The organism is Arthrobacter sp. CC3 (assembly GCF_039907775.1).
In the GTDB taxonomy this organism is placed as follows: Bacteria; Actinomycetota; Actinomycetes; order Actinomycetales; family Micrococcaceae; genus Arthrobacter.
In genome coordinates, this window is record NZ_JARCCY010000011.1 from 86,807 (window position 1) to 103,306 (window position 16,500).

Consider the following 16,500-nt stretch of genomic DNA (forward strand, 5'->3'; position numbering starts at 1 on the left):
CCGGAAAAACTCAACTATTCTGGAAGGGATGAGTGAATCCCCAGAAACCCCTGAGCCTTCCGCTGCCCGGCCGCCGGACACAGCCGCTGAATCAGCGCCAGGGCAGCCGCAGGCCCCCCGCCCGGTGACCCCCGGCACGCAGGCTTCGTTCGGTACCTACGGCGGCCGGCCCGTCAGCTTTGTGCGCCGCGGAACCCGTTTGCAGGGCCGCCGGCAGGTGGCCTGGGAGGAGCACTCGGACCGCTGGGCGGTCGACGTCCCGCGGCACATCGCCAACACGTCCGTGCACCCGGACTACGTGTTCGACGCCGAGGCGGAGTTCGGGCGCAAGGCGCCCCTGATCGTGGAGATCGGCTCGGGCCTTGGCGATGCCGTCTGCCACGCGGCAGAAGAGAACCCGGACTGGGATTTCCTGGCCGTGGAGGTGTACACCCCCGGGCTCGCCAACACCATGATCAAGATCAACAGCCGCGGGCTCAAGAACGTCCGCGTGGTGGAAGCCAATGCGCCGGAGGTCCTCGCCACCATGCTGCCGGCAGGATCCGTTAGCGAGGTCTGGGTTTTCTTCCCCGACCCTTGGCACAAGTCGCGCCATCACAAGCGCCGCCTGATCCAGCCCGAGTTCGCCGAGCTCGTTGCCACCGCCCTCAAGCCGGGCGGCCTGTTCCGGGTGGCCACTGACTGGTCCAATTACGCCGTCCATGTCCGCGACGTGATGGCCGGCTCGGACCGTTTCGTGAATCTGCACGACGGCGAGCGCAGGGGTCCCGAAAGCCCCCTCACCCAGGTGTGGCAGTCCGGCGTCGAGTCCCTGGTGGGCGGCGCTCCGGTCAAGGAGGGACGCGCCCCGGTAAGCACCGAACACACCGGCCCCAACGAGGGCGTGGACGAAACCGGCGGCTGGGCACCCCGGTTCGAGGGCCGGATCCGGACGAGCTTCGAAAACAAGGCCCACGAAGCCGGCCGTCTCATCTTCGATCTGTGCTACCGGCGGTTATGATGCACCATGGCCTCCGCCCAGCCCTCCGCGGCTCAACCTGCCCCGCTGCTCCGGCCCGCTGATTCACGCGGGCTGGCGGCTGGCATCACCAGCCTCGTGTGCGCAGTGCTGGCACCGGTCGCAGCAATGGTGGGCCTGTCCACGTTCATCATGGCGGCGGCCGAGCCGCTCATGGCAAACGTCCCGCTGCCGGACACCAGCGGCTACTGGATCCTGCTGATGATCCTGGTGGGCCTGGTGGCGGGGCTGGTCCTGACCTCGGTGATCACCGGAATCGTGGCCATCAGGAGGTCGGACCGGATGAACGCCGCGAGGATCACCGGCATGCTCGGCCTCGCTTTTACTGCCTTCAACCTGGCGGGCGGCATGTGGACCTGGACCGGTTTGGCCGGGCCCTGGCCCCTCCTCGGCTAGGTCCGGGCTTCGGGCCAGGCAGCCGTGCCCGACGCGGCAGCCGTGCCCGGCGCGGCGTCAGTTGACCTTGATGGTGCCGACCACCTCTTTGAGCAGGCCGATCCGCGGCTCAAGCTTTGGGTCGACGTACGGCCAGATCACCACAACGCCGATGAACCGGTCTTTTTCCCAGACGCCCACCGTGGCGGCCGCTTTCGCGTCGCCCCGCGCGTCGTCATAACCGACGACGACGGCGTAGGCGGCTTTGCCGGGAAGGTTCAGTTCACCCTCGGTCAGCAGGCTGCCGCCGCGCTCGTCAAGATAGTGGGCCGACATCAGGTGGGCCCAACCGTTGGCCTCGGCCGGACCTTCAACGGAGGTGTCGTCCTTGATAACGGTGACAAGTACGTCCCCCAGCAGCCCGTACTGCTCTGTGTTGGGGCCGGCGGTGGAATCGTCCAGGACCAGGGTGTGCTCGGGGAAGTCCGCCGTGAAACCGAGCGGGGATTCGATATGGAGTGTCATGGCTGGTAGTTGCTCCTTCAGCGGTAAGTCAGTGTGTGCAGGGCAGGCTGTGTGTCTGGCGGGCGGCGGCACTACAGCCGGGACAGCCGGGTGTCGTTCGGGACCTTCTGATAGGTGCTGACGTTCGTGCTGACCTGGTTTTCCGTGCTGACCTTGACCTCACCGGCCTTGACGTCGAACCCTGCCTCGTTGGACGCCGTGACCACACTGTTCACCTGGATGGTGGCCGATCCCGCCTCGTAGAGCCTGGCCGCGTCCCGGGCGGCTGCCGCGTCGTTCCCGAGTGCCACGTTCTTCATGTAGCTGTCGATCACGGCGCTGTTTTCCGGTGTGTAGTCGACGTCGATCTTGACGGTGCCCTGCGTGCCGGCTGTCACGCTGGATTCGACGTTCCCCGCCTTTACATCCATGCCCTCCTTGACACCCTGCGCCACGGTACCTTCCAGGGACAGGGACACCGAACTGAGGTTGTTGTCCCGGTCCATGTTCAGCTCCAGGCCACCCTTGCCGGAGGCTTCGAACGTCCGCCCGTCCAAGTCCAGGTTGCCTTCGGCTGAAACTTCCACGCTGCCCTTGGACGTCCCGTCGCTGAGATTCTTTTCATAGGCCAGTTCCAGCTTCGCGGAGCCCGCGGCATCGGCGGATTCGGCCCCGGCCTCAAAGCTCAGCGAGCCCTTGGCTTTGTCCTCGTGCCCGTTCGAACCGTTGTCCGAGGCGGCCTCGTTCAGCGTGTCCAGGATGTAGTCGGGCGGGTTGCCGGCCACGTCCTTGATGTCGCCCACGCTGTCCGGGGGGAGGTCCGCATACATCTGGTTCCGGGCCGCCATGGCCTCTTCGATGCTGTCGAAGGTGTACTCACGGGCTACTTCGCCCGTGAGCGTGGCACCGGCCGACCCGGAGGTGTCGTTCACGCCCAGGCCCATGTTGCCGTAGACCTTCACGGTGGCAGAGCCGTCCGCGTTTTCCACAACCTCCGTGCCCACCTCGGCACCGCCGTGGACCCACAGGACGCGGGCTTCGATGGAGGCCTTCCCTGTCTCCGTGTAGACCGGGATGTCTTCCTTGGCCAGCTCCAGGAGGTGCTCCCGGGCCAGGTCCTGGGCCGACTCCGGGATCCCGCCGTCCATGGCCATGAGCTCCTCGGCCAGCGGACCGTCCGGGCCCTCGCCCTCGATCAGGTACTTCCTGTCCGCGGCGGAAAGTCCGTCCCACCACTTGGCCTGTTCCTCCGGGGTGGCCCCTGCCATCGTGGCCAGCTGGCCCTGGAGCTCCGCCCGGTGTTCGGCGGCCTCACGCGCAGTCTCGAGCTTTTCCTGCACCCAGTTTTTCATCTGCTCGAACAGGCCGGACAGCCCGCCCTGCCCGCCACTGGTGCTGCCCGAGCCGGCCGCCGAGGACCGTTCCTGCTCCGCGGCGTTCTGGAGCAAGATCTTCGAGTTCTGCCGGAGGCTCGCCACCACCCGCTCGATGCTGGGGCGGTGGCTTCCGGTCCACTCCTGCCGGAAACGCTCGCCGTCGCTGCCTTTCCAGGGTGCCGCCAGGATCTGGCTCTGCAGCGAGGACGCCCTGCTGCTGAGCAATGAAGCGGCCTTATCTGCTGCCTTGGCCAAGGCGCGAAGCTGACTGACGTCAGCACCGTAAAAGGTCATGGTGTCTCCCCGGAAGAATGATGCAGCTGCGACGGTGGCGGCTGGTCCATATCGTGCCATGTCGCACCGAGCGGTGCCATGGGCATCACTCCCCATGCCTCCCGCCCGCAGCAGTCCGTGCCGGGGCCGGCATCTGTTCGGAAGCCGGATCCCGTGGCACGATTGGGCTCTAACACGCACGGCGGGACATCCCCGCGGCAAAGAGAACTGCACGAGGATCCGGACATCAAAAAAGAACTGAGAGAGGCCGCTGACACGGCCGAGGAAGTCACCAATTCGCGGCCACTGGAGCTAATGGCCCGTGCCGGATTCGCCGTCAGCGGCATCCTGCACTTCCTGGTGGGTTCCATTGCCATCCGCCTGGCCATGGGCGGGCAGGGCAAGGCGGACGTCAGCGGCGCCGTGCAGGAACTGGCCAGCCAGCCGGCCGGTCCCATCCTGCTGTGGAGCAGCTTCGCCGCCTGCGTTGCCCTGGCCATCTGGCAGACCAGCGACGCGATTTTCGACTACAGCCACCTGCCGAAGCGGGACAAGGTTCTCCGGAAGCTCAAAGCAGCAGGCCAGGCTGTGGTGTTTGCCGCGTTCGCCGTCACGCTTGCCTCGTTCGCGATAGGCACCGGGAAAGACAACAGCCAGTCCACGAGCGACTTCACCATTGCACTGATGAAGGCCCCCGGCGGCGTGGCACTGCTGATCGCCATTGGCGCCGGGGTTGCCATCACGGGAATTGTGTACGGCATCCGCGGTATCCGGAAGTCGTTCGAAAAGCACCTCCGGATGCCTCCGCCAGGCGCCATGCGCACCACCGTCACCGTCCTCGGTGTGGCGGGTTACATCGCAAAGGGTTTCGCACTGCTGCTGGTGGGCTTGCTGATCGTCGTCGCCACCGTTCAGTCGCATCCGGAGGAATCCACCGGACTCGACGGCGGCCTGAAGGCCCTGCGGGACCAGCCGTTCGGACTGTACCTGCTCGCCGCCGTCGGAATCGGGCTCATCTGTTACGGCGTGTTCCAGATGGTGCGGGCCAAACTGGCCAAGATGTAGCCTCCGGCGTTCGCCCGGCTAGGGTGGACGCATGCCCCAGGTACGCGCCGAACGCTTCATCCGCCTCGATCCGGAGACCGCGTTTGCGTTCTCCCAGACCACCGGCGACTTCCGGCTGAAGTGGGATCCCTTCATCTCGGCGCAGGGGTGGCTGGACGGCGCCCGGGCCGCGGGCAAAGGCGTCCGCACCCGCACGGTTTCGAAGATGGGGCTGGTGATGGTGAGCGAATACGTCTCCTACGCACCGCCCCGGAACGTGGGAATGACCATGGTGTCCGGGCCGTGGTTCTTCGGCAACTTTGGCGGCGGGTGGCGTTTCACCGCGGCCGACGGCGGCACCCGGGCGGTGTGGAAGTACACCTTTTCGTGCCGGCCGGCGTGGCTGCGGCCCTTGGCGGAGAGGATCGGCAGCTGGCTGCTGGGCCGCGAAATCGAAAAACGCATCGAAGCCTTCGCGCGGGCGTGCGAGGATCCGCAGCTCGTTCAGGAGTTCCGCGCCCTGCGGCTTTAAGGCCGCCCGCCCTCGAGGGCGGCCCGGACGCGCTCCCCGATGCCCTGCAGCCGACTCAGGGGCTCGGTGGCATATACCAGCCGCACGTACCGCGGTGCCACGTCCTGACCCCACGCCGTCATGGGCGTGGCGGCTATCCGGCCCACGGCCAGGAGCCTCCGGGACAGTTCCGGCGCCCGCATGCCCAGGGCCTCCGCGTCCAGCAGCAGCGACCAGCCGCCCTCAGGCACCACAACGGGCAGCCCGGCCAGCTCCTCGACCACCAGGTCCCGGCGCGACTGCCATTCGCGCACCGCACCGGCGATCCCGTCATCGCTGTTGGTCAGTGCCGCGAGGACGCCGGCCTGGTTGAAGCCGCTGGCCACGGCAGTGTTGTAGATCGCGGCGAGTGCCACGTCTCCCATCACTTCCAGTGGGCCGGCCACCCAGCCCACGCGCCACCCGATCATGCGGTAGTTCTTGGAGACGCCGCCCAAGGTAATGGTGTGCGGGGCCAGCTCCGGGAATGACGCCGGATGCCGGTACGGCAGGCCGTCGAACAGGATCCGGTCCATGGCGGCGTCATAGAGCAGCCAGCAGTCCGCGTGCAGGCAGGCGTCCCGCACAGCGCCCCATTCGGCGTCGTTGAGCACGTGCCCGGTGGGCATCGCAGGGCTCATCAGCAGGATGGCGCGGGTTCGGGCGGACACCGCAGCGGCCAGCCGCGCCGGGTCGAGGCGCCAGCGCCCGCCGGAAACCATCAGCGGGACGAACACCGGCACCGCCCCTGCCAGCCGGACCCTGTTGACCATGCCCGCATAGGTGGGATCCGTGACAATAACTTCGTCGCCGTGGTCCACCGTTGCCAGGAGTACGCTCAGCATCCCGGCGAGCGCGCCGCCCGTAATCACCACCTCGGAGCGCGGATCGTAGGCGAGCCCGGTCTGCTGCCGGAGCCGGTGGGCCACGGCCTGGCGGAGGGCCAGCGTGCCGGTGAAGGGGAGCCAGCTGTTGGCGGCTTTGTTTCCCACGGCCTCCCTGGTGGCAATGACGGCCGACGGCGGCGGCGCGATGTCCGTGTCCAGGTTCTCCATGCGGAGCACGTCGGGATCACCACCGACGGCGGCTGCCACCTTATCGATGCCGAAGGGCTGAATCCGGGCAAACCGCCCGGTCCTGCCGCGGACCATGTGCCCAGCCTCCCACCGGGCGCAGGGTGCGTCAATGGGCCCCGGACGAGCCGTCCACCATGGAAATGACGGCCACGGTCTGCTGCCCCTCGGTGCGCAGTTCCACGCTGCTGATCCGGCTGATCTGGGTGGGTGTGGCCCCGGTGATCCTGGACCGGCCCCCGGGCGTGGCTGACCAGCTGGAGGCCCGGTCCTCGGAGCCGTCCCGGCCTATGACCCACAGGGACAAGGTCCCCTGGGTGGGCAGGCTGGTGCCGGAAAACGACACCTCGGTCCCCCAGGCCTTCTTCATGAGGGCAAGCTGGACCTGGAGTCCGCCGGGGGCCTCCACGGAGTAGCTGGCGTCCGGCCGGGGCGGCTGGTTAAACAGCGGCGCGGCCAGCACTCCCAGCGCCAGGCACGCGGCGGCCACCGCGCCGACGAACGCCGCCCACCGCCGTCGTGATTTCCTCCGACGGGCCGCCAGTTCGTCCAGCAGGGCAGCGGGCTCCGCCGCGGAAGCCACTGCCCCCAACGCAGTGGCCTCCGGTGTTGCCGGCGCCGCGGAGGCGGGCCCGGTCAGGGCGACGGCGTCGGCAACGGGAAGGGCGTCCAGCAGTGCCGGCAGGCTGGCGAGTTCGTCGAGCTCGCGGCGGCAGTCCGCGCACCCGGCCAGGTGCTGCTCGAACCGCGACACGTCGGCCGGCTCCAGGCCGCCCAGCAGGTAGGCCCCCAGCAGGTGGTGCATTTCCGCACTGCTCACCGCTGCACCCCCATTTCGTCAAGGATGGTCCGCAGCGCCCGCACCGCGTAGAAGGCGCGGGACTTCACCGTCCCGGCCGGGATGTTCAGCTCCGCGGCTGTTTCCGCGACAGTGCAGCGGCGGTAGTGCAGTGCCACCAGGACGTCCCGGTGTTCGGTGCTCAGCCGCAGCAGGGCTTCCTCCATCAGCACGCGGTTGAGCAGCTCATCAACCCGTTCGGTGGCTTCCGCCGGGTCCGCCACGTCCCGCTCCGTCGCTTCGATGGGACGGCGCTGGGCCTTGCGGTAGTTGTCGATCATGATGTTCCGGGCGGTCCGGAAAAGGTAGCTCCGCAGGCTCCCGGTGATCTCCGGAGCCTGCTGCCAGACACGGAGCACGGTCTCCTGGACCACGTCGTCGGCGAGCTGCGGATCCCGGGAGGCGCTCAGCACGAAGCGCCGCAGCGCCGGGCCGTGCTCCCGGTAGATCGCCGCTACCACGTCCTCATCGAGCGGCATCCCCGCCCCTCCTGCCGTGCTGATGGTCCCCTGCATTGTGTGTGCTGCCTCGTGCTGCTTCGTGTGCTGCCGCCGGGCAGGACGCCCGCTGTTCCCCCGTTACGACGCCGCCCGGACCCAAACGGTTCACCGGCCCCAATGGCACCGTCCCAAAGGGTTCGCAGCCGCCGGCGGTTCACCGGGCAGCCGTTTGAACCATTCTGCGTCGTTGGACGTCGTACCGGATAGCGCCTGGCCGCTTGGCCGGCACGAATCCAAGGAGCAGGACATGAAAAAGCAATGGGGCATCGGCCTGTCCGTGGTTGCGCTGGCCGCGGCTCTCACCGGCTGTGGCGGCGGCACCGGAACAACGCCCACCACTGCGGCGGGTACGACGTCGGCCTCCGTCCCCGCGGAAAGCTCCGCCCCTGCGGGAACCTCGTCGTCTCCGGTCCCGGCGGGCGCGGCTGAACTGAAGACGGCGTCATCGGCCGCTGGCCAGATCGTGGTGGACGCGAAAGGCATGAGCGTCTACTTCTTCACCAAGGATGTGAAGGACTCCGGCACCAGCGCGTGCACGGGCGCGTGCATTGCCGCGTGGCCGCCGGTCCTCACGGAATCGGCCGCACCCGCTGTTGAGGGCGTGACGGGCACCGTCGGAACCATCTCCACACCGGAGGGGAAGAAGCAGGTGACCATTAACGGCCTGCCGGTGTACTACTACGTCAAGGACAAAGCCGCCGGTGACATCACCGGCCAGGGCGTCGGCAACGTCTGGTATCTCGTGGACCCGGCGGGCGGGATGGTGCAGGCGGCCGCCGGAGGGTACTAACCGCCGCTGTGGCCGGGACTCGGCAGGTCGACCGGGGGCGTGGGCACCAGCCCGGACGGGTCGGGACTCACCGGGGACGTCGGCAACGGCTTCCCGGAAGGCAGCTGGCCTGACCCCGGGAGTGAGCCCAGGTCCCGGGGATCGGGCTTGGGCAGGTTGAGTTCCGGCGCGTGCGTCTGGCTTGGCGACGGGGAGGCCGGCTCGGCCGGCGTCCCCTTACCGGGCTGTACGCCGGGCACGGAACTGCCTTCGGCAGGAGAAGGTGCCGGCGAGGCGGGTGTGGACGCGGGCGAACCCGGCACCGTTCCGGCGGGATCCGTGGCAGGCTGGCCGCCCGTTTTTCCCCCGCTTCCAGAGGTCATGGTTCCCACCACCAGCGTCACCGCGTGGCCGACGTTTCCCAGGGCGTGGCGGAAGTTCTCATCGGAAGCTGCAGCGGCGGCACCGCCGGCAGCCAGGGCCGCGGCAACCGTGAGGGCCGTGAGCGGCAGGCGGCGTTTGCGCCGCCGCCGGGCAGCGAGTTCGTCGATGACCGGTTCGTCAACCGCGGGTTCCGGGGTTGCGGTTGCGTGGACAGCCGGCGCCAGGGCGAGCGTGGCGACGGGGACAGTAGCCGGTGCGGCGGCCCGCGCCATGAGTACGGCCACTGCGGCGGACGGCCGGGGGCTGTCCGCCGCCAGGGCACGAAGTTCCAGCAGTACCGGGCGGAGGTCTGCGGCATCGTCCATGCCGGCGTCGGCCAGCAGGTCGTCGATGATCTGCTGGTTCCGGGATGAGGAGGTGTCACTCATGATCTGCCTGGCTTCCTGTTGAGGCGCGTTCCCTGAGGGCGCTGAGCGCCCTGCGATGCAACTGTTTGACTGCTCCCGGGGTCCTGCCCATGATCTCGGCGGCTTGTTCCACGGACAGGTCCGCGACCACCCGGAGGGCGAGGACTTCCTGGTGGTCCGGGCTGAGCCCTTCAAGCAGGGCTCCTGCCCCGCCGCCATTCGCCTTTGCCAGCGCCAGTTCTTCGGCCGACGCCGTGCTGCGCGCGTCAAGCTCGGATTCGTAGGGGCTGAGCGTCGGGGTGCGCTCATTGCGGCGGTAGTGGTCCACCATCCGTGCGTGGGCGATGGAGAAGATGAGTGACTTGGCGCCCTGGAGCCCGCCGCGCAGGCCGTCAAGCTTCGGATAGAAGGCAAGGAACACGTCCTGGGTGACCGCTTCCGGGTCATCCACGCCGCGCGCCCTCAGGTACCCCAGGACGGCGCCGGAGAACTTTCGGTAGACAAGGGTGAACAGCACGGCGGGGTCGGCCCCGTCCGTGTGCACGTATTCATCTGCCCAAGTGTCGAGCACCCTGAGGCTCCTCCATCCTGCGGGGCACGGTCACATATCTTCCGGGTTCGGAAGGCTGCGGACCGGCCCGTGTTGCACCGCGGGACTCCTGCCAACGGAAGGAGTCCCGCGATCCACCATAGGTAACTGCGTTACGGACGGCCAGCCGAGGTGGGCAGTTCCGGGAGCTGGGTGGGGACTTCGGCGGGGATCTCCGGGGCGGCCGGAACAGCTGCCTGGGTGGGCAGTTCCGGTGCTTCCGGCACCTTCGGAGCTTCAACGTCCACAGCAGCGCCGCCGTTGCCGGAAACTTCGGCCTTGTTGCTGTCAGCCTTGGCCGTTGCGTTGGCCGCGGCCGTGACTCCAGCGCAGTAGCCGCCGATGTTGGCTTCGCCTTCAGCGGCGATGGCCAGCGACTTGAAGCCGGTGGAGGAGGCGTCCAGGCCGCCCTTGGCGAAGGCGGTGCACAGGCCGAATGCGGCCGGGCCGGTGGCGTCGGGGCCGACGGCGCTTGCGGATGCTTCGCCGCTGGCGTTCTCGCCCTCAACGGAGCCGGCGGCATCAGCGGAAGCGGACGGCGTAGCCGAAGCGGAAGCTGCAGCGTCGGCGCTGGCGTCGGACGTGGCAGTCTTGGAAACGCCGCCTACGTGCGGAGCGGGGGCGCCGAGCAGTTCGTGGGCGCTCTGCTGGACGTCAGCAGGAAGGGCTCCGGCAAATGCGGCTGCGCCGGTGCCACCGACCGCCAGCGTGCCGGCCGCCAATGCGCTCGCGGCAATCTTGCTAGAGGCAAAAACAGTGAACAAGGACATGAAACCCTCCGAAAACATATACAACAGTGTCAGTAACGGCCAGGTTGATCCGGCCACTCAAGCGGTGCGGACTCGGTCCGTACTCCCCTTACATCGCCCCGGGCTCCGGAAAAGTTACGCGGTCCCGAAAATTCTTTTGAAACCGCCCGTCCGCCGGCCGAATCGGGTCCGGCGTTAGGATCAGGACATGGGCGAGCCGACCGATCTGAAGAATGCTGCGAAGACCTGGCAGACCATGGTGGACAGCAACCGTGCGCTGCTCCTGCGCAAGTCCGGCCGCGATGCCGGCTGGTGGGCTGCCCGGGGCCGTGAGGCCGGGCTGCGGAATGATGCGGAACTCCGCGACTGGATGCGGGACAAGCACGGCATCACCGGTTACGCGCAGTATGCCGTGTCCTGGGAGATGTTCGGCTACCCCGAATTCATGCTGCGCGACGCCGACGAACTGATCGACGCCCAGTACGCCGGCCACCCCGGGCTGCGGCCGATCGCGGACGCTCTCCTGGCCTGGGCAGCTGAAACGGAGGGCGTGGAGATCCAGCTGAGGAAAGGCTACGTGTCACTCCACTCGCCGCGGCGGAAGTTCGCCCAGGTCACACGGGCCAACAACACGAGCGTGGACATCACGCTCCGGCTGGACGCTCCGGCGGAGGGCCTGCTCAGCGCCGTCAAAGTGCGCGATGGTGATTCCTTCGGCCGCAAGGTGAGGCTGGCGTCCGTTGAGGACGTGGACGACGCCGTCCTGGGCTTCCTCGCGGAAGCGCTCCACCAGAACAGCTGAGCAGGTATCAGGCGTCGGCGGCGGGAAGGACGAAGGACACTGTGGTGCCCTCCCCCGGGGCGCTGGTGAGGCTGATGGAGCCGCCGTGTCCTTCAATAATGGTCTTGCTGATCGGAAGGCCAAGGCCTGCGCCCGGAATGGCGGTATCGCGGGACCTGGCGGATCGGAAAAACTTGGCAAAGGCCTGTTCCTGATCCTCCTTCGTCATGCCTGTGCCCGTGTCAGTGATGGAGCAGACCAGTTCCTTGCCGTTCCTGCGGGCCCGCACGGTAATGCGTCCGCCGTCCGGCGAGTACTTCACCGCGTTCGATATCAGGTTGCCCACCACCTGCCGGATCCTGACCGGGTCCACCCGGGCAGTCAGCGGTTCTTCCGTGTCCAGCACCAGGGCCGCTCCGCAGAGGGCAGCCTTCGCGTGGTGGGCGGCCACGGCGGCGCCCAGGAGCCCTGCCATGTCCGTCTCCTGCAGGACGAGCTCCACGTTTTCAGACGCGACGGCGATCAGGTCATTCACGAGGCCCAGGAGGTGGACGGCGTTCCGCTCCACGATCCGCAGCTCAGCCTGGATGTCTTCGTGGCCCGGTTCGTCAATGACGAGTTCCATGTACCCGAGTATTGACGTCAGCGGCGTGCGGAGCTCATGCGATACCGTGGCGACGAAGTTGTCCTTGGCAGCGAGGGCATTGATCAGCGCGGTCACCTCGGCGAAGGTGACAACAGCTCCCGTGTTGGTCCCGTCCAGGGACCGGATGGCGCGGCCGCTGACGGAATAGGCCCGCTGCCCGGTAGCTTCGCCGGCCCAGTACAGCTCATTGGTGAACGCCTCACCGCGGGATGCCCGCACTGCAGGGAAACCGTCCGGCGGCACCGGAGTGGTCCTGTCGCCATAAAAAAGCTCGGGAGATCCTGTGGCTGGCGTCAGGCGGGCCAGCGAAGGATCGGTCCGCATCGCCCTGTTGGTCAGCACATCCTGACCGCTTGCGTCCACCACCCAAACGCCCACGTCAACAGTTGAAAGCACGGCATCAAGCAGCCGCTGGCGCCGGACGCTCTCGGCGAGGGTTGCTGCCAGGTCACGGTCCTTCCGGACCAGCGTCCCGCGTTGCCGGTACAGCGCACCCGCCACCACGTGGGCCGTCACCGCGATCGCGGCCATTACCAGCGGCAGGAAGATTGTCCGGATCATTGACCCCTGCAACGGGTCCGCTCCCAAGGCGACGGCAGGGACGACCGTGCTAAGCACAGTGGCGAGAATCGCCAGGACAACCCGGTGCCGGTGCCGGCTGACGGACAGCCATACCACCGGGAAAACCAGCAGCAGGCTCAGGACATTGAAGCTGGGGCCGCCTGCTTGCCGCGTGAATCCGATGGCCACGCAGTCAAGGACCGGTATCAGCGTGAACGCTTCAGGGTGCAGCTTCCCCCAGGGAACGGCAAGGCAGAGTCCGAGCAACGCGGCATGTGCCAGCACGGCGATCCTGAAGGTGTCGTCCGCCAGCGCTTCCGGGCTGAAGATCGCAGCAGCAACCACAACCAGGAACAAGGTAACGGACAGCGGCAACTGGCCCATCACCACGCGGCCCCGGACCCCGAGCCGGCCGAAGAACCGGTCGATCCAGTCGGCCAGCAGCGCGTCCCAGGCCGGCCGTGCGGCCTCCGCCGGCGGCCTGTCATTGCCTGGCCCTGCCGCACGCTCGTTCATGTCGATCGGGCCGCTTGCTTGGATACGTACCATCCGTCTGTCCCCCCGGCACAGAAAAGAATCCCCCCGGGCTGCTTCAAGGGCGCTGACCACAGTGTAGACCGCCCGGACGGGGGATCGGGGTTGCGGCGTTGCCCCGCACCGTTCGGAGCCTGTGCCCTAAGCCGCGGGCTGTGAAAAGATCAAGCATGCGTCCCATGCAGCACTCCAGCAAACTCCAGAACGTCCGCTACGAACTCCGCGGGCCCATCCTCCAGGCGGCCAAGGAGATGGAAGCCGAAGGGCACCGGATCCTCAAGATGAATCTTGGCGACACGGCACCGTTCGGACTGGAAACCCCCGAGTCCGTAGTGGTGGACATGATCCACCACCTGCGCGGGGCGCAGGGCTACAGCGATTCCAAAGGGATCTTCTCCGCGCGCACGGCGATCTCGCAGTACTACCAGACCCGCGGCCTGATGCAGATCGGCGTCGAGGACATCTTCATCGGCAACGGCGTGAGCGAACTTATTTCCATGTGCCTCCAGGCGTTCATGGAAGACGGCGACGAGGTCCTCATCCCGGCCCCGGATTACCCGCTGTGGACAGCCGCCGTCACCCTGACCGGCGGCAAGCCCGTCCACTACCTGTGCGACGAGGACGAGCACTGGTGGCCGGACATGGCCGACGTCGAATCGAAGATCACCAAGCGCACCAGGGCAATCGTGATCATCAACCCGAACAACCCCACGGGCGCCGTCTATCCGCGGCACATCCTGGAGCAGTTTGCGGCGCTGGCACGCAAGCACCACCTGGTGCTGTTCTCGGACGAAATCTACGAGAAGATCCTGTACGAAAAGGCCCAGCACATCCACACCGCCTCCGTGGCGGAGGACATCTGCGTCCTGACGTTCAGCGGCCTCTCCAAGGCCTACCGGATGCCCGGCTACCGCGCAGGATGGGTGGCCGTCACGGGCCCGCTCGCGGCAACCCAGGCGTACCGCGAAGGCCTGGAGCTGCTGGCTTCCCTGCGCCTGTGCCCCAACGTCCCCGCCCAGCATGCCATCCAGACCTGCCTTGGCGGCTACCAGAGCATCGAGGCCCTGGTCCGGCCCGGCGGCCGGCTGCGCGAGCAGCGGGACCGCGCCCACCAGCTGCTCACCGCGATTCCCGGCGTCACGTGTGTACCGGCGGCCGCCGCCATGTACCTGTTTCCCCGCCTGGACCCGGAGCTCTACCCGTTCAAGAGCGACGAACAGTTCGTCCTGGACCTCCTGCGTGAACAGAAAATCCTGGTTTCGCACGGCACGGCGTTCAACTGGCCCAGGCCGGACCACTTCCGCTTCGTCATCCTTCCCTCAGTCGAGGACATCGAGGAAGCAGTGCGCCGCATCGCGGCCTTCCTCGCCTCCTACCGGATCGGTGTGGAGGACGAGGCCTAAGCCAGGACCGGACCGCTCATCACCGGGAGGATCAGGACGCGGCGGCCATCGGCGTGTAGCTGAAGGACTTCAGCGTCAGTGTGCCGTCCTTGGTCAGCGCCTTCAGGCCCGTGGGCGCGCCGGACGGATAGACGAGGGACGTGAGGGTACGCTCCCCGCCGTTGACGAACACTTCCACGGTGCTGTGGTCCACATAGACCGTCAGCTCGACCTTGCCGTCACGGGGTGCGGAGGCCGCCCGGCGGACCACGCCGTAGTCGGGCGCGAGTCCGGCGGTTTCCTTGGCGGCGCCGTCCCGGGAGACGAAGGCCGCTTCCGAGGCGAAGTCATAGCCCACGGTGGCGAAGACGCCGTTTTCGGCCAGCAGCTCCACCTTGGCTTCGCTGCCGTCGTCCCCGGCAGCCTTCTCAAGGGTCAGATCGAGCCGGTAGCCCCCGCCGTCGGGGGCAGGCAGTCCGCCGGCGCCGCCGGGGGTGAGCTTGCGGTCCGTCACGGTGGCGGTGTCGCCTTGCAGGGATTTCAGGGCGTTGGTGGGGGTGGAGACGAGCGTGGGCTTTCCGGAGACGGTCTTGAGACGGATGTCCCGCACCACGGTATCGGCGCCGCCGTGCCAGTCTTCGGTGGGCAGTTTCCGCGCATAGGCCCAGTTGTTCAGCCAGGCGACGGTGTGGCGGGAAGCCATGCGCTGGGCTTCCGTGAGCCGGGGATCGTCCCAGGTCACGGCGGCGTAGAAGTCGGCGCCGTCATCCATCCACTGGTGCTTGTCGTCCGCAGGCTCGAACCGGGTCCCGTCCCAGTTCCCCGTCCAGTAGGCCACGCCGGTGGACCGTCCTTCCCCGGCGCCGTTGGCGCTGGCAGCGAGGACCCAGGTCCGTTTGGCGGGATCGCCGTCGACGTCGAGCTGGAAGAGTTCGGGGCACTCAAGGATCCCCAGGCCTTGGCGTTCAAAGCCTGAGAGGTAGCGCCATTCCTTCAGGTTGGCCGAGGCGTACAGCCCGATCTTCTCGCCCTCGGCCAGCGCCATCACCCACTGGTTGTTCGCCTCATCGCGGATGATCTTCGGGTCGCGCCAGTGCTGTTCCCCCGGGTTGTCCATGACGGGGTTCCCGTCGAAGGCCTTGAACGAATAGCCCTTGTCGGTGGAATAGAAGAGCGACTGCCGCTGGATGCCCTCGTCCTGCTGCGTCATGACGGCGACGACGGCGCCCTTGCCGAACCCTGCAGAGTTCTCGTAGTCCACCACGGCGCTGCCCGTTTCAATGTCGCCCAGCCCGTTCTTGTATTTTTCAATGGCCACCCCCTCGTCCTTCCAATGCACCAGGTCGGTGCTGGTGAGGTGGTACCACTCGGTGCCGTTTTCCTCCGGGTAGCCGGCGTTGTAGAGGTAGTAGTAGTGCCAGAGACCGTCCAGCAGGAACGGCCGCTGGGGATCGTTCATCCAGTTTTCGCGGGGTGTGATGTGGTAGCCGGGCCGGTACGCGGAGGCACCGTCCGGACGCGCGAATGCGGGCTCCGCCGGTGCCGGCAGCTCCGGACCGGCTCCCAGGTCGGCCAGCATCGCATCCACCGCTTCCGGAGTAACGCAGTCCGGCCGGGAAATGTCCGCGGAACCCGCGCGCACTGCCTTTGCCTGCACGGCGGAGTCCTGTTCGCTGGACCGCACCATCACGTCCTGCGCGTCGCGGGCGGCGGCCACCCAGCCGTCGGCGCATTCGATGGCGCGGAGGTCGGAGACGCCGTCGGTCCGCAGCGGGCGGGCGAGGTTCTCCAGGCTGCGGTCTCCCCCGGCCAGCCAGTACGAGCCGTAATGTCCCGAGTCCTTCCTGGCTTCAGCCTGGGCGTCAGCAACGTCGGCAAGGGCCTCCGGGGCGGGACCGGCAGGGTCCGGCTGCTGCCCGGAGCCCACCACAATGGCCACGGCTACCAGCACGAGAGCCAGGGCGGCGGCCGCTGCGGCCCATAGGGCCCGTGGCGTGATTTTGCTGGGAAGGAACCTGAGCGACATGTCCACCGATCATCGGGATGCACAAACGCCGGCGCCGGTTTTTGGCCGGCGCCGGCGTTCATGTTGGTCTGATTCCGCTCAATTTTACAGGGTTTGCGCCGCCGAGGTCCCGCCGGAGTCC

At 67.6% G+C, this 16,500-nt stretch carries 17 protein-coding genes; 7 read left to right on the plus strand and 10 right to left on the minus strand.

The genetic code is table 11. From position 1 onward, the window contains the following. Window positions 1-28 precede the first annotated feature (28 nt). Both trmB and PV761_RS08990 read left to right on the plus strand, forming a co-directional pair. Entirely contained in the window at window positions 29-1,000 is a 972-nt protein-coding gene (gene trmB / locus PV761_RS08985) for a tRNA (guanosine(46)-N7)-methyltransferase TrmB (protein ID WP_347896034.1), read from the plus strand. Window positions 1,001-1,006: 6 nt separating this feature from the next. After that, complete coding sequence (locus tag PV761_RS08990; RefSeq protein ID WP_347896036.1) at window positions 1,007-1,414, plus strand: hypothetical protein; 408 nt, start codon at window positions 1,007-1,009, stop codon at window positions 1,412-1,414. Between the two features lie 57 nt (window positions 1,415-1,471). Here the strand turns inward: PV761_RS08990 and PV761_RS08995 are convergent, their stop codons facing one another. Together PV761_RS08995 and PV761_RS09000 are read right to left on the minus strand one after the other, a co-directional pair. Then, window positions 1,472-1,918, minus strand: coding sequence for a hypothetical protein (locus PV761_RS08995; protein ID WP_347896038.1), 447 nt, complete (start codon window positions 1,916-1,918; stop codon window positions 1,472-1,474). Window positions 1,919-1,989: 71 nt separating this feature from the next. Further along, complete coding sequence (locus PV761_RS09000) at window positions 1,990-3,567, minus strand: hypothetical protein (protein WP_347896040.1); 1,578 nt, start codon at window positions 3,565-3,567, stop codon at window positions 1,990-1,992. 237 nt (window positions 3,568-3,804) lie between these two features. On the opposite strand from PV761_RS09000, the gene PV761_RS09005 reads away from it, so the two are divergent. Both PV761_RS09005 and PV761_RS09010 read left to right on the plus strand, forming a co-directional pair. After that, window positions 3,805-4,611 carry a DUF1206 domain-containing protein gene (locus tag PV761_RS09005; protein ID WP_347896095.1) on the plus strand — a complete coding sequence of 269 codons (807 nt, stop codon included), beginning with the start codon at window positions 3,805-3,807 and terminating at the stop codon, window positions 4,609-4,611. Between the two features lie 31 nt (window positions 4,612-4,642). Then, window positions 4,643-5,122 carry an SRPBCC family protein gene (locus PV761_RS09010; RefSeq protein ID WP_347896042.1) on the plus strand — a complete coding sequence of 160 codons (480 nt, stop codon included), beginning with the start codon at window positions 4,643-4,645 and terminating at the stop codon, window positions 5,120-5,122. On the opposite strand, the gene PV761_RS09015 is transcribed toward PV761_RS09010, so the two are convergent. From PV761_RS09015 to PV761_RS09025, 3 genes are read right to left on the minus strand one after another with little or no spacing between them, the layout of a single operon-like run. After that, on the minus strand, window positions 5,119-6,291 hold the full coding sequence (locus tag PV761_RS09015) for a pyridoxal phosphate-dependent aminotransferase (RefSeq protein ID WP_347896044.1): 1,173 nt from the start codon (window positions 6,289-6,291) through the stop codon (window positions 5,119-5,121). The two genes, PV761_RS09010 and PV761_RS09015, sit on opposite strands and share 4 nt — an antisense overlap. Before the next feature lie 31 nt (window positions 6,292-6,322). Then, complete coding sequence (locus PV761_RS09020) at window positions 6,323-7,033, minus strand: zf-HC2 domain-containing protein (RefSeq protein WP_347896046.1); 711 nt, start codon at window positions 7,031-7,033, stop codon at window positions 6,323-6,325. Next, window positions 7,030-7,530 carry a sigma-70 family RNA polymerase sigma factor gene (locus tag PV761_RS09025; protein WP_028270872.1) on the minus strand — a complete coding sequence of 167 codons (501 nt, stop codon included), beginning with the start codon at window positions 7,528-7,530 and terminating at the stop codon, window positions 7,030-7,032. The genes PV761_RS09020 and PV761_RS09025 overlap by 4 nt, the downstream gene beginning before the upstream one ends. A gap of 268 nt (window positions 7,531-7,798) precedes the next feature. Between PV761_RS09025 and PV761_RS09030 the strand changes: the two genes are divergently transcribed. Further along, window positions 7,799-8,341, plus strand: a complete 543-nt coding sequence (locus PV761_RS09030; protein WP_347896049.1) for a hypothetical protein — start codon at window positions 7,799-7,801, stop codon at window positions 8,339-8,341. Here the strand turns inward: PV761_RS09030 and PV761_RS09035 are convergent. From PV761_RS09035 to PV761_RS09045, 3 genes are all read right to left on the minus strand, one after another. After that, window positions 8,338-9,132 carry a hypothetical protein gene (locus PV761_RS09035; protein WP_347896053.1) on the minus strand — a complete coding sequence of 265 codons (795 nt, stop codon included), beginning with the start codon at window positions 9,130-9,132 and terminating at the stop codon, window positions 8,338-8,340. The two genes, PV761_RS09030 and PV761_RS09035, sit on opposite strands and share 4 nt — an antisense overlap. After that, window positions 9,125-9,682, minus strand: a complete 558-nt coding sequence (locus PV761_RS09040; RefSeq protein ID WP_347896055.1) for a sigma-70 family RNA polymerase sigma factor — start codon at window positions 9,680-9,682, stop codon at window positions 9,125-9,127. Before PV761_RS09040 ends, PV761_RS09035 begins: the two co-directional genes overlap by 8 nt. Before the next feature lie 131 nt (window positions 9,683-9,813). Beyond that, window positions 9,814-10,470: a protein tyrosine phosphatase gene (locus PV761_RS09045; RefSeq protein WP_347896057.1), complete on the minus strand. Its 657-nt coding sequence runs from the start codon at window positions 10,468-10,470 to the stop codon at window positions 9,814-9,816. A gap of 187 nt (window positions 10,471-10,657) precedes the next feature. On the opposite strand from PV761_RS09045, the gene PV761_RS09050 reads away from it, so the two are divergent. Beyond that, window positions 10,658-11,251 carry a DUF5655 domain-containing protein gene (locus PV761_RS09050; protein WP_347896059.1) on the plus strand — a complete coding sequence of 198 codons (594 nt, stop codon included), beginning with the start codon at window positions 10,658-10,660 and terminating at the stop codon, window positions 11,249-11,251. A gap of 7 nt (window positions 11,252-11,258) precedes the next feature. Here the strand turns inward: PV761_RS09050 and PV761_RS09055 are convergent, their stop codons facing one another. Further along, the gene (locus tag PV761_RS09055) at window positions 11,259-12,986 is read right to left on the minus strand and encodes a HAMP domain-containing sensor histidine kinase (protein ID WP_347896061.1); all 1,728 of its coding nucleotides are present in this window, start codon (window positions 12,984-12,986) and stop codon (window positions 11,259-11,261) included. A gap of 155 nt (window positions 12,987-13,141) precedes the next feature. On the opposite strand from PV761_RS09055, the gene PV761_RS09060 reads away from it, so the two are divergent. Beyond that, complete coding sequence (locus tag PV761_RS09060; protein ID WP_028270879.1) at window positions 13,142-14,374, plus strand: pyridoxal phosphate-dependent aminotransferase; 1,233 nt, start codon at window positions 13,142-13,144, stop codon at window positions 14,372-14,374. A 31-nt stretch (window positions 14,375-14,405) separates the two neighbouring features. Here the strand turns inward: PV761_RS09060 and PV761_RS09065 are convergent, their stop codons facing one another. After that, the gene (locus tag PV761_RS09065; RefSeq protein ID WP_347896063.1) at window positions 14,406-16,379 is read right to left on the minus strand and encodes a glycoside hydrolase family 32 protein; all 1,974 of its coding nucleotides are present in this window, start codon (window positions 16,377-16,379) and stop codon (window positions 14,406-14,408) included. Window positions 16,380-16,500: the final 121 nt, after the last annotated feature.